The sequence below is a fragment of the Mangrovibacillus sp. Mu-81 genome, assembly GCF_036867415.1.
Taxonomy (GTDB): Bacteria; Bacillota; Bacilli; order Bacillales; family Bacillaceae_B; genus Rossellomorea.
Window position 1 is genome coordinate 200,581 of the sequence record NZ_JBAJHU010000006.1, and the last position, 12,269, is coordinate 212,849.

The following is a 12,269-nucleotide window of genomic DNA, read 5'->3' on the forward strand; positions in this document are numbered from 1 at the left end:
AGCCGGTTTGAATCTTCGTCAAACCGGCTTTCGGATAGAGCATTATTTCACGTTTTTCTTAATATATTTGACGAGTCTGAGCAGTTCATCCGGGTGGGGACGTCCGAATGGACCGGTTTGCTGCTGCTGATACATGAGCTCCCCTTTTTCATTTACCAAGAAGTAAGCAGGCTCGCCGTGCTGTCCGTGATCTTCATACGGGGCATCTTCCCCGTGATAATGGACATCAAAGGATTTAATGGCTTCGAGCTCTTTGTCTGCCATGATCGGGAACGTTATGTTTTCCTTATTTGCGTACTCCTGCAAGCCTTCGAGATCATCATTCGCAATGGCCAGTAAATGGACATCCTGTTCTTCGAATTTTTCTTTATTGGCTTGGAACTCGCGCAGTTCTTCCTGGCAAACCGGACACCAGGCCCCTCTGAAGAAAACGATGAGATGCCAGCTGTCATGTTTCTCCCGGTGCTCGTTGAAAGTGAATTTATCACCAGCAACTGTCGGGAGTGTGAAATCTGGTACTGTATCTTTCAGTTGAAATGTTGACACAATTCATTCCTCCTATGTGCAGCCTCATCGGCAGGGCGATTGGATAACCTTACCGGGTAGACATGCATACAATATAGTCATCCATTCTGTTTCTTACATTGATTGTATTTCCCTTTATGTGAGAAATAAAACGTAATGAGTGTGTTGCAGAATGAAAGGAGGTAGAATATGAGAAAGAGATCCAGAACCGGGCTTTGCATTTTCCCCGAATATAAATGGTGCGGCCCCGGATGCAGCGGACCAGGTGAACCGATCAATAAAGTAGACGCGGTGTGCAGGGAGCATGATCTGTGCTATGAAAGATACGGTCCCGACTGCCGATGTGACCGTGAATTCCTTTCACGACTGAAACCGCATGTGGACTTCAACACAAAGGCAGGGAGAGATGCAATGATTTTCTATCACTATATGAAATGGCAGACCCGTTTTAAATGTGGTGAAGAAACAAGACGATCGAGAATGAAGTGGATATGAAAAGCCGTCCAGCCAAGCTTTAAAGCATGGCTGGATGGACTTGTGTACATGCAGTGGCGGGAGAGGGAGGAATTGATTTCGATTTGATACATACTGATATATGTCACGTCCTATCAATGGTATAATAAACGTATTCAAATAGTTTGGAAGAGAGAGGTATTCATTTATGCTTAAAACAGCTATTGGGCGTTTCCGGTTGAGCGGATTCATCGAAGGGGCGTCTTTATTGGTTCTGCTATTCATTGCCATGCCGCTTAAATATATGGCCGGGATTCCTGAAGCGGTTACGGTCGTCGGTTCACTGCATGGTTTCTTTTTCGTACTCTATGTATTGGTCATCGGTTATACGACATTTAAAATCAGGTGGTCCTTCGTATGGGTCTTCAGTGCCCTCGCGGTGGCGTTCATTCCTTTTGGCAACCTGATCCTGGACCGGTATGTACAGCGATCTTTTCCAACGCAATAGGATAATGATGAGTAGGGTGACTGAACAGTGAAATTTATCAATCAGCTTTTTTCAAAACGAAAGAATGTCACAATCGAATTTTGTGAAAAGAACCTTGACCGTTTTTTAACTGAAGAGAATATGGCCGACTATCATCAGTTCTTGAGTGAGAAGAACGTCACATATAAGGAATATGAATGTCAAAGCAGGTGCAAGGAATGTAAGATGTCTCCCTATGCACTGGTGGACGGGGAATTTACTGCTGCGGATGATTCAAAGATCTTATTGAAAAAAATGAAAAAGCTTGCAGACGGTAAATGAAACCGCACAGGAGATGTGCGGTTTTGCTTTATACATAGTAAATAGAGCTCTTGCGGGAGTTAAGGGATTTTCCAGTCATAAAAAAAGACGTGACCTCCGATTTAGGAAGGTCACGTCTTTTTTCATTCATATCCGTCGACAACGAGGTCGAGTTTCCCGGTTTCAGGCGAAATGACTAAGCCGTGCACAGGGATGTTCTGGTCCATGAGCGGGTGATGTTTGATCATTTCGACACTGTGGGCAACGCTTTCCTGCACGGAACTGAAGCCTTTCAGCCATTCGTGCAGGTCGATTCCCGAATAAGTAAGGGTATTGAGCGTATCATCGTCAATACCGCGGTCTTTCATTTTCCCGATGATCTGCTCACTGTTGATTGCACTCATACCACAATCGTGGTGGCCGATCACCAATACCTCATCCGCCTGAAGCTCATATACTGCCACCAATAGGCTGCGCATGATGCTTCCATATGGATGGGCGACGACTGCGCCGGCATTTTTGACGATTTTCACGTCACCGTTTCTCATATTCATCGATTTAGGAAGAAGCTCGACCAGGCGGGTATCCATACACGTCAAGATGACGAGCCGCTTGTCCGGGAACTTCGTGGTTCTGTACTCTTCATATGATTTTTCTTCAACAAATTTCTGATTGTACTCAAGTAAATTTCCAAGTAAAGTCATATTCGATTCTCCCCACTCTGATAGGTTGTACCATTCTATTGTACATTTTTCATAAGGAGAATTTCAATTTCTTTCACCTTATTCATTACTTCTTCCCTATTCCACTCACTTGTATTGGAGAGTTTCATATAGAGAGAAGAGACGCTTGCCAATACTTCTCTGTGGTTGGTGTCTTTCCTGATGATATTTGATTCTCCGAGGCGGTCGAACAAACCATCCATCTGTTGTGATACTTTCAGGTACTCGTTGTCTTTCGTAATGACAGCCATATGAAACCGCTGCTGAACGTCTGAAAATTGATAGAATAGATCAACAAGTTCAAAGGAAGAACCCTTCTTCAGGTTTACTTCCATCTTGCCGGATAACTCTTTATTAATGACGCGTGCGAACTTCGGGGAGCTTTCTTCCTCGAGAATCGAAAAGAAACTCTCTCCCCGCTGTACCATTGAATACCCCGATTCAGATGCATCGAGGACATTCAAGTTCCTATCTAATACAAGATAGGGGATCGGGCAAAAATCCAGATTTTCCACAGTATCCCTCCTTGTTGAAGGTTAACGGACACCATTGCCCTGTAATGGCCGGGTAATTGTGAGAGAAACCTTTAATTTGATATGATTTTTTCCTCAATTAGTGCAAGGAATTGTGCCGCATTTTCTTCTAAATAATCATGTAACTCTTTTAAATCATGAAATGTCGTGATCGATGCCCTATCCAGGAAGTCGAGGTTGTAATGGGATATCAGTCTGCCGCCCACCATGATCTTGATGCCCGGCTGCACTTCTTCGATTTGCTTCAGACACTCCTTAAGCTGGGACATACCGGTCGTCATCCCGGTCGAAATCGCCACCACCTGCGGTTTCCATGCCCTGACGAATGTCACTGCATCCTTCACAGGCACGTTCGCTCCAAGGTAGCGGGTATTCCAGTTCTGTTCTTTAAAAATTTCATTCGCAAGTTCCAGCCCCAGACTGTGCTGTTCACCTTCGATACAGAACAGAAGTCCTTTCGGATGGCGTTCAGTCACTTCGTACGGGGTATATACACTGGCAAGTAAATATTTAAGGGTCGCAGTAGCCAAATGCTCATCTGCAACCGTGATTTGATTTTTTTCCCAAAGATCACCAATACGATACATCGCAGGCTTAATAACCGATTCATAAAAAGTTAGCGAATCCGCTTCGGATTGAATCGACGATGTATAGAGTTCCGTCACAGAGTGCACGTCACCTTTCAATATCGCCCTGGTGAAAGCAGGGACAAGCTGTTTCATTAAAAAACCCCCTATAAAAAATGAGGAGAGGCAGCTGCGTATATATTCCACATATAAAGTGGAAATCCTGCAAGGAACGGCTCCCGAGTGAATGTTGACTTTCTCTTGATTCTTATTTATGATAACGACTGTACTACTATCTGACGCTCACATTTATTGAGAGAGGTTCATAGCATTAACCCTCTATAAAAAAACTATGTCTCTATGAAACTGATGGCAAGTCAATTCCAGAATACCATCATCCATTAAGCGTAACAGTCAATGAAAGTAATTGCAAAATTACAGATTGTTTCAGCAGATCATAGGCTAATGCTATGTCCTCCTTTGATTTCTGGGTACTAGTAAAGGGAGGATTTATATATGTCAGGAAGAAAAGATGAAGAATTAACAGATATTACCCTGCTGGGAAATCAAGGAACAAACTATTTGTTCGAATATTCACCGGAGATTCTCGAGGCCTTCGATAACAAGCATCCGAACCGTGATTATTTCGTCAAGTTCAACTGTCCTGAATTCACGAGCCTTTGCCCGAAAACAGGTCAGCCGGATTTCGCTTCCATTTACATCAGCTACATCCCGGATCAAAAAATGGTGGAAAGTAAATCACTGAAACTGTATCTCTTCAGCTTCCGTAACCACGGAGATTTTCATGAGGACTGCATGAATATCATCATGAATGATCTGATCGAGCTGATGGATCCCCGTTATATCGAGGTGTGGGGCAAATTCACCCCGCGCGGCGGCATTTCTATCGATCCTTATTGTAACTACGGCAAGCCGGGTACGAAATATGAAACGATAGCAGACCACCGTTTGATGAATCATGATCTCTATCCGGAGAAAATCGATAATCGATAAGCGTGTAGAAGACCCGTCCCGCACTGCATTAAAGCAGCTTAGGACGGGCCTTCTTTTTTATGGGTCAATATTTCTATTGCCGAAATAATCTCTGCGGTATTATACTAGCTTGAGACATAAAGAAGAGGAGGGAGCGGGATGAAACCAATCAACGCATCATTATGTGTACTTGCAGGTGCCAGCAGCTATGGCATCCATGCTTCCGTTGTGAAACTGGGTTTCGCGGAAGGATATACAGTCACGGAGGTAACCGGCATTCAGTATTTATTCGGTCTGCTGATGCTTCTGGCGGCTTTTCTTTTTACAAAAAAAGTGAGGATGTCCCTGAAGCAGGTGTCCTCTCTGCTGGGAATCGGGCTTCTGCTTGCCATGACGGGGATCTTCTATGGTCTGAGCTTGAGCTTGGTCCCGGCGACGATCGCTGTCGTCATGCTGTTTCAATTTACATGGATCGGGCTTTTGATTGAAGCCCTCTATTTGAAAAAATGGCCGTCCAATAAAAAGCTTGTATCGGTTGTGTTCCTTTGGTTGGGAACGCTGCTTGCCGGCGGGGTGGCTTCTGCCGGGAGTTTCAGCTGGTCTGAAAATATTCCGGGGATCCTGTATGGATTTGCTGCAGCCTTCACCTTTGCTCTCTTCCTTTTCCTGAGCGGAAAAGTCGCAAGAGACGTGCCCACCATCCAAAAGAGTCTGCTGATCACATTTGGTGGATTATTGGTTGTGTTTTTGGCGTTTCAGCCTTCTTTTATAAGAGAGCCTTCACGGTTGGTTGAGATGGGTGAGTTCGGGTTGGTGGTCGCAATTATGGGAACTATCTTTCCGGTCGTATTCCTGGCAATCGGTTCGCCTCATCTTGATTCGGGCATCACCACGATTCTAGGTGCCGCAGAATTGCCGGCAGCCATCGTTTCTGCGATGATGATCCTGCACGAACATGTAACGACCATGCAAATGGCGGGGATGATCCTCATACTGATCGGGATCATGATTCCGCAGATGCATGTCAAAAAACATGTTTATCAAAATACCATATAGAGGAAAAGGCTCTCTTTTTTTAAAGAGGGTCTTTTTTTACGGTGATATTAAGTAATGCAGCAGTGAGAAGACGGGGACGGCCGATGACTTGGACAGCATTTATGAAATTCATGCTGAACCCTATAGGGAAAGCATATGCAAACCCTTGCAATTGTCACAATTATTAAACCTTATTTTTTTCGTCATATTCCCTTTACAAAGGGTGTTCGCGGGCTTTATAATCCCGTTGTTCCATTATTTACGGAAAACCAATACATTTTAAAAATAAAGGAGGTTGCGGTGATGCGACAAAGAATATTTTCCTTCTTAATGATGAATCTGGGTGCATTCCTTGTTTCAGTCAATGTGCACTTTTTCTTATCACCAAATAAATTAGCGACGGGGGGAGTCAGTGGATTGTCGATTATCATGAACGACTTGTTTCCGGGGTTATCACTCGGGCTGTTCATGATTATCATCAATATCCTGTTGTTTATTGTCGGGGTTATTTTTCTTGGATTCAATTTCGGCGCAAAAACGATCTATGCGAGCTTTGCTCTTTCATTCTATGTATGGCTCCTTGGAATTGTTGCGCCTATGAGTCAGCCATTGAGCGACGACATTCTGATTCAGCTGATCATTGGTCAATGTATCGCCGCAACCGGCATGGCAATCGTGTTTCACCAGCAGGCTTCAACCGGCGGGACCGATATCCTTGCATTGATCTTTAATAAATTCTTTAATATAGAAGTAGGCAGAGGAGTCCTGCTGGCAGACTTATCCATTGCACTTTCATCGACCATTCTGTTTGGCCCGCAGGTCGGTATGTACGCGTTCTTCGGAGTCATCCTGAACGGACTCGTAATCGACTATACCCTGCAGCAGTTCAATTCAAACAAGGAAATCGTGATTATCAGCAAGTACAGCGATGAAATCAAATCCTTCATCGTTCACGAACTTGGTAAAGGTGCAACGATTCACACGGCTAAAGGGGCCTTCACTTCTGATGAGAAAGAAGTGATCACGACGATCCTCGGCCGTAAAGATTTCTCTAAATTAAGAGGATTCATCACGCAAATTGATAACCGTGCGTTTATCACGGTCCACACTATGAATGAAATATTAGGACAGAACTTTAAGCGTTTGGCTTAATGTCATGGAGCTCCACCCCGGCTTGGCGGGTGGGGCTTTTTTGTATGTGTGCTTCTTTATTTTGTATGGTAGGTATTCCGGAGTAGGAGTGTGTCGTATTATGTCGAATAATCGACAGTTCGCTCATAAATTTCAGATTTCGCTCATAAAATCAAAATATCGATTATATATCCGGAATTCCGCTCATATACCTGACGATTTCGCTCATAAAACCACCAAAACACCCATGCGAGTATAATGCGAGATCTCTTTTCAATACATAAAGAACGAAATTTAAAAATCTCCAATGCGCATTAAAAACAAACTCGAAAAATATCTGAAAAAGAAAGGAAATTTATAAAGCGGTACTGTATAAATAACAGTAAGGAGGTGGGAATATGGAAAGGGAAGAATTTGACAAGCTGGAAAGGCGCATTGATTCGCTGGAGAAGGAACTGAATTCGGTGAAGATCCAGCTTATGAAGGCAAAGCACGCAGCAAATGGTGCGCCGCCTGCCGTCCAACAGGAAATGCCTGAAGTCAAGAAACCGCAGGTCGTTTCACAAACAGAACGTCCGCCGGTTCAATCAGTTGAACAACCGCAGAAAGAAGCCTTTGATTTTTCTGTTGAGCGCTGGCTGCCGAAAGTGTTCCTGTTTGTGCTCCTCATCGGGAGTGTATGGGGGTTCATGGCTGCATCGCAAAATGGGTGGCTAGCGCCAGGGTTCAGGGTGTTGACCGGGGCGATCGTCAGTATCGTTATGTTCATTCTCGGCGAACGATACATCAAAGATCAGCGGAAGCTTGGCATCACCTTATTATCGGGAAGTATTGTCCTTGCTATCATTACCCTTTTCTCTGCCAATATTTTGTACGGTTTCATCCCGGGGATCGTCACGAACATACTGTTATTGGCGATCATTTCAACAGGGCTTTGGGTTTCGCATAAACACGGCTCTCAGCTCATACTATGTTTGATTGGGATCGGTGCGTATTTGTTCCCATTCATCTTTGCGGGTGATGCGAGGAATGAATGGTTATTTTACGGATATGAGCTATTGATGTTCTTTGTACTGGTTACGTTCAGTACGTGGAAGAGGTATCGTACCGCCTGGAATATTCACTATTATCTGCTATATTTCACCCTGATTTTCTTTGCTGCATTCGGAGTCGGGGCGATTACGTTCACCATCTTCATCCCGTTTGCAATTCAGCATGCTTATATTCTGCTGTTGATCGTCCTGAACCGGGATGAGAGGGTCAGTGCGGAAATGATTCCGGCAGTCGTTTCGGGAAGCTTCATCCTCCTCGGATTGCTGAGTGAAATATATACAGGCATCCCGCTTTATTATTACGCCATCTTTGCAGCTGTGTACATCGGGATTTCACTCATGGAACCTGCTGAGAAGAAGCATACGAAGGATGTCCTTCTTGTACTCGGGTTTCTGCACATCCTTTTATTCATCTTCGGCTGGATCGATTATGAGTGGACATTTATCCTGGTTTCCCTTCAGGCAGTTGCATTATGCTGGCTTGCCGGGAGAAGAAAGAGTTATATCAGTCTGGCTGGATCGATCATCCTCATCCTCTATTCACTGATGGGGATCGGTTTCGGGCCATCCTATGACTTTCTGAGTGTGGAACTTCCGATTTTCCTGATTGTGTTCGGGTATTTATATCTGCTTGATCATTTCAGGAAAACCGGGACTGCATTTGTTGGAATTCCAACGTCTTTGCTGAAATCAGCGCTGACATTCATGTCGTTCTTATTTGTGATGAGGGCGACGGATTACATCGTTATCGGATGGGACTACACCCCAAGCACAACTGCGTTCACTGTTGCGATTGCATTGCTGTCCATCGTGTATCTTGTGGTCGGTGAAAGCAGGAAAGACGCCTTTTACCGCTGGACAGGGATCGGCTTCCTTGCACTGGCGTTAGTGAAGTTCTTCTTTGCCGACCTAGTGTTCCTTGACTTTACGATCCGTGCGATGATCCTGATTCCGATCGGTGTCGTCGGACTGGTGCTTTCGCGGATTTTGTACAAAAAAAGGTAAAACAAGTTGCAAAAGCTTTCAGAATAATTATATAATGACCATATAAACTTACGTTAAAGGAAAAGGAGGTGGAACTCGAGATGAATCGTTCAGCAGGATTGCGTGGGAAGTTTTTAGACTTTATTTATATGTGCCGTGCAATTTTTCATGTATTTGCATTCAAGGGGACACGTATGCCCTTTTTCAGCAAATGAATATGAAAACCACTGAACGGTAAGAGGTCTCAGTTCCAACCACTTTTCTATAAAGGATCGGAAACGGAGGGCGTCTATGCTCTCTTTTTTCATGCTCTTTTTTTAAAAGCCGCGAGAGAAGCCCTGTCTTACTCGCGGCTTTTTCTGTATCTAAATAGCTGAATGAGTCTCTTATCCGTGAACTATGAAAGGAAGAGGGAAATGATACTTTGCAGTGCACAGGAGTTAAGTAAGATGTTTGGAGGCAATTTGATAGTTGAAGAATTATCGTTCGAGATACCCGAAGGAGCCCGCATAGGGTTGGTCGGAAGAAATGGTGCGGGGAAGACGACGATCTTTAAGCTTTTATCAGGGGTGGAAACGCCTGATACTGGACTCGTTCATTTAAAGAAAGGGGCAAAGGTAGGCTATCTGGCACAGATTCCGCAATATTCCGAAGGGACCAAGGGTCTGGATGTGCTGAGATCCGCATTTTCCAGTTTGATTGAAACGGGAGAGCGCCTGCAGGAACTTGAAAACAGGATGGGGAGCGAGGGTGACTCTGATAAGCTGAACCGGCTGCTTGAGGAGTACGGGAAGCTGCAGGATACTTTCACACTCTCCGGCGGATATGAGATTGAAGCGAATATCGCAAAGATTTCGAATGGGCTGGAAATCAATGAGCTGTTGGAGAAAGACTTTAATCAGTGCAGCGGCGGTGAGCAAACGAAGCTGTGTCTCGGGTTGATTCTGCTTCAGAAGCATGATTTACTGCTGCTTGACGAACCGACGAACCACCTGGATATCGGAGCGGTCGAATGGCTGGAAGACTTTTTGAAAGAGTATGCTGGAACGGTCATGTGCATTTCGCATGACAGGTACTTTCTCGACAATGTCATCACCAGGGTATTCGACCTGGAGGACGGAGAGTTGACGATTTATCATGCAAACTACTCGGGTTTTGTAAAAGAAAAAGAAGAACGGCTGCTTCAGGAATTCCAGGCATATCAGGAGCAGCAGAAGAAGATCAAGAAAATGAAAGAAGCGATCAAGAGGCTGAAAGAGTGGGCCAATCAGGCGAATCCGCCGAATGAAGCCCTGCACAAACGTGCACGCAATATGGAGAGGGCACTCGAGCGTATGGAGAAAATCAAACGCCCGATCCTTGATCGCAAGAAAATGGGCTTGGAGTTTGAGGAGACGGACCGGAGCGGGAAAGTGGTGTTTTCCATGAAGGATGCCTCAAAGTCGTTTGGGGAAAAGGCACTCTTCAATGGTGCCGATATGCTCGTCCATTATAAGGATCGAACAGCGATTGTCGGTCAGAATGGAACGGGGAAATCCACTATCATCAAAATGCTCCTTGGTGAACAAAGCTGCGATAACGGTGAGGTGAAAGTCGGCAGTAATGTAAAGCTTGGGTACTTGTCCCAGCAGTTTACCGCTGCAAATCCGAATACGAGTTTGATCGATGCCTTTCGCGATGAGGTTGCGGTGACGGAGGGGGATGCACGCCATATCCTTGCGAAGTTCCTCTTTTATGGACCGAATGTGTTCAGGAAGGTCGGTCAGTTGAGTGGAGGAGAGAAGATGAGGCTCCGATTGGCTCAACTGATGCATCAGGATATTAATTTCCTTGTGCTGGACGAACCGACGAACCATCTGGATATTGATTCACGGGAAGTGTTGGAAGAAGCATTGGAAGACTTCAGGGGCACTATTTTGGCTGTTTCCCACGACCGCTATTTCTTAAATAAATTGTTTCACAGAACGTATTGGCTTCACCACGGGAAACTTTTCTCCTTCGAAGGGCCCTACAGTTGGGCGAAGGAGAAACTGGCTGAATTGGCTCCTCGCAAAGCGGAAGAGGCACCGGTGAAAAAGCAGGCTGCCCCTGTTCAGGTAAAGACAGTGCGTACTGCGCCCGCTGTATCGATTGAAGAAGTGGAAAGGGAGTTGGAAGAGCTGGAGTCTAATATCGCCGTCATCGAAGAAAAGCTGCTATCTGAATCAGACCTTGATGTTCTACAGGAGCTGTACCGGGAAAAAGAAAAACTTGAAAAAGATAGAGATGAAAAATATGAACTTCTTGAAGAATGTTTGTAATGAATTCGTAGTATGAGTAGAACGTGAACCGGTATGAAAAAACGGGCTGGGAATCGAGGTTCAGAATAACTATTCATCTTTCTTCAAACACTAAGCATTATAAAGAAATCCAAGGAAGACGGGGGATGAAAATGAAAACCAAGACGTTAGAACTAAAAAAAGCAAAGAAAGATCAATTGAATGAAATCATGGACGTTTACCTCAGGAGCAAGAAAAATCTTGATGATAAGGGAATGCTTCAGTGGGATGAGGGTTATCCGAACAGGGAGTATTTTAAAGAGCAGATAGGCTGTGGGGACTTGTATTGTTTATATACTGATGGAGAGTTTTCGGGAGCGGTGACATTGAATACACGGCAGTCCCCGGAGTGGGGCGGGATTCCCTGGGAATATGATGGGGAGCTGGTGGTGCACGCTTTGTTTTTGGATCCTTTGAAGCAGGGGAAGGGACTCGGCACCCGGTTTTTGGAGAAGTGCGAGGAGTATGCAGTTGATCATGGATATCGCAGTATCCGCCTGGATGCCTATGCCCGAAACGAGGGAGCCAATTCCCTGTATGTGAAATTGGGGTATACGTACAGAGGGTCGGTCCATTTCACCTCAAAACCTGAAGGCCATCAGGAATACCGCTGCTATGAGAAGGCTTTGTAAGAGGGACACATAGGGACAGGTCCATCGTCCCGGACAGGAGTGCGAGCGTATTATCAATAGGGTGCAGATCCGTCCATGCCCCGCCTGGATACTTGAAAGTATTGAAACCAGAACCGGAATTCATCAAATAAAATCGGATTTTCAAACGTGAACTGATCAAAGAAATCTTCGAGGAGAGCGGTATCACTATGATCCAACAACCCCGATACAAATAGCGGCGTTTTGAATCGTTTGTACAGATCTTCGTACCCGTAATAGTGAAATAGATCTTCCATTTGCTGTTCGGTCATCGGATTGTCACTCCTTTTTACTAGGATTGGTCAATTTAGAGTGATTTATCCATGAGGCGGCTGTGTTCAACAGGATATCCGCTGTAAATCATATCACATAAAAAACAGCACAAGAATAAATCTTAACGGGTTCGGATTTCGAATACAAAAACCAAATTAGCACACCAATTAGCAGTCCTATTCGCAACTGAATTAGACTGCTTCTTTTTGTTGATATATATAGGGGGTAAGAAATATACGGTAATTTC

15 protein-coding genes are annotated in these 12,269 nt (G+C 44.8%); 10 read left to right on the forward strand and 5 right to left on the reverse strand.

The window, feature by feature from the left end; all coding sequences use genetic code 11:
• Nucleotides 1–42: 42 nt before the first annotated feature.
• The gene (locus V6B33_RS14320) at nucleotides 43–546 is read right to left on the reverse strand and encodes a peroxiredoxin family protein (protein WP_334218432.1); all 504 of its coding nucleotides are present in this window, start codon (nucleotides 544–546) and stop codon (nucleotides 43–45) included.
• A 168-nt stretch (nucleotides 547–714) separates the two neighbouring features.
• On the opposite strand from V6B33_RS14320, the gene V6B33_RS14325 reads away from it, so the two are divergent.
• The 3 genes from V6B33_RS14325 to V6B33_RS14335 all read left to right on the forward strand — a co-directional run bounded on the left by V6B33_RS14325 (nucleotide 715) and on the right by V6B33_RS14335 (nucleotide 1,786).
• Nucleotides 715–1,020, forward strand: coding sequence for a phospholipase (locus tag V6B33_RS14325; RefSeq protein WP_334218433.1), 306 nt, complete (start codon nucleotides 715–717; stop codon nucleotides 1,018–1,020).
• A 166-nt stretch (nucleotides 1,021–1,186) separates the two neighbouring features.
• Entirely contained in the window at nucleotides 1,187–1,486 is a 300-nt protein-coding gene (locus tag V6B33_RS14330) for a DUF3817 domain-containing protein (RefSeq protein WP_334218434.1), read from the forward strand.
• 27 nt (nucleotides 1,487–1,513) lie between these two features.
• Entirely contained in the window at nucleotides 1,514–1,786 is a 273-nt protein-coding gene (locus tag V6B33_RS14335; protein WP_334218435.1) for a DUF1450 domain-containing protein, read from the forward strand.
• A gap of 122 nt (nucleotides 1,787–1,908) precedes the next feature.
• On the opposite strand, the gene V6B33_RS14340 is transcribed toward V6B33_RS14335, so the two are convergent.
• From V6B33_RS14340 to V6B33_RS14350, 3 genes are all read right to left on the reverse strand, one after another.
• Complete coding sequence (locus V6B33_RS14340; RefSeq protein WP_334218436.1) at nucleotides 1,909–2,469, reverse strand: beta-class carbonic anhydrase; 561 nt, start codon at nucleotides 2,467–2,469, stop codon at nucleotides 1,909–1,911.
• A gap of 35 nt (nucleotides 2,470–2,504) precedes the next feature.
• Entirely contained in the window at nucleotides 2,505–3,002 is a 498-nt protein-coding gene (locus V6B33_RS14345; protein ID WP_334218437.1) for a hypothetical protein, read from the reverse strand.
• A 71-nt stretch (nucleotides 3,003–3,073) separates the two neighbouring features.
• Nucleotides 3,074–3,742, reverse strand: coding sequence for a cobalamin B12-binding domain-containing protein (locus tag V6B33_RS14350; RefSeq protein ID WP_334218438.1), 669 nt, complete (start codon nucleotides 3,740–3,742; stop codon nucleotides 3,074–3,076).
• 360 nt (nucleotides 3,743–4,102) lie between these two features.
• Between V6B33_RS14350 and queF the strand changes: the two genes are divergently transcribed.
• The 7 genes from queF (at nucleotide 4,103) to V6B33_RS14385 (ending at nucleotide 11,731) form a co-directional block, all read left to right on the forward strand.
• A complete protein-coding gene (gene queF / locus V6B33_RS14355) occupies nucleotides 4,103–4,600 on the forward strand; it encodes a preQ(1) synthase (protein WP_334218439.1) in 498 nt (165 codons plus the stop codon).
• A gap of 138 nt (nucleotides 4,601–4,738) precedes the next feature.
• A complete protein-coding gene (locus tag V6B33_RS14360) occupies nucleotides 4,739–5,635 on the forward strand; it encodes a DMT family transporter (RefSeq protein ID WP_334218440.1) in 897 nt (298 codons plus the stop codon).
• Nucleotides 5,636–5,917: 282 nt separating this feature from the next.
• On the forward strand, nucleotides 5,918–6,766 hold the full coding sequence (locus V6B33_RS14365) for a YitT family protein (protein WP_334218441.1): 849 nt from the start codon (nucleotides 5,918–5,920) through the stop codon (nucleotides 6,764–6,766).
• A gap of 377 nt (nucleotides 6,767–7,143) precedes the next feature.
• Entirely contained in the window at nucleotides 7,144–8,802 is a 1,659-nt protein-coding gene (locus V6B33_RS14370; RefSeq protein WP_334218442.1) for a DUF2339 domain-containing protein, read from the forward strand.
• A gap of 80 nt (nucleotides 8,803–8,882) precedes the next feature.
• Nucleotides 8,883–8,996 carry an RAxF-45 family protein gene (locus tag V6B33_RS14375; RefSeq protein ID WP_334218443.1) on the forward strand — a complete coding sequence of 38 codons (114 nt, stop codon included), beginning with the start codon at nucleotides 8,883–8,885 and terminating at the stop codon, nucleotides 8,994–8,996.
• Nucleotides 8,997–9,197: 201 nt separating this feature from the next.
• A complete protein-coding gene (abc-f, locus tag V6B33_RS14380) occupies nucleotides 9,198–11,081 on the forward strand; it encodes a ribosomal protection-like ABC-F family protein (RefSeq protein ID WP_334218444.1) in 1,884 nt (627 codons plus the stop codon).
• 131 nt (nucleotides 11,082–11,212) lie between these two features.
• Nucleotides 11,213–11,731 carry a GNAT family N-acetyltransferase gene (locus V6B33_RS14385; RefSeq protein ID WP_334218445.1) on the forward strand — a complete coding sequence of 173 codons (519 nt, stop codon included), beginning with the start codon at nucleotides 11,213–11,215 and terminating at the stop codon, nucleotides 11,729–11,731.
• 53 nt (nucleotides 11,732–11,784) lie between these two features.
• On the opposite strand, the gene V6B33_RS14390 is transcribed toward V6B33_RS14385, so the two are convergent.
• Nucleotides 11,785–12,021 carry a hypothetical protein gene (locus tag V6B33_RS14390; RefSeq protein ID WP_334218446.1) on the reverse strand — a complete coding sequence of 79 codons (237 nt, stop codon included), beginning with the start codon at nucleotides 12,019–12,021 and terminating at the stop codon, nucleotides 11,785–11,787.
• Between the last annotated feature and the right edge of the window lie 248 nt (nucleotides 12,022–12,269).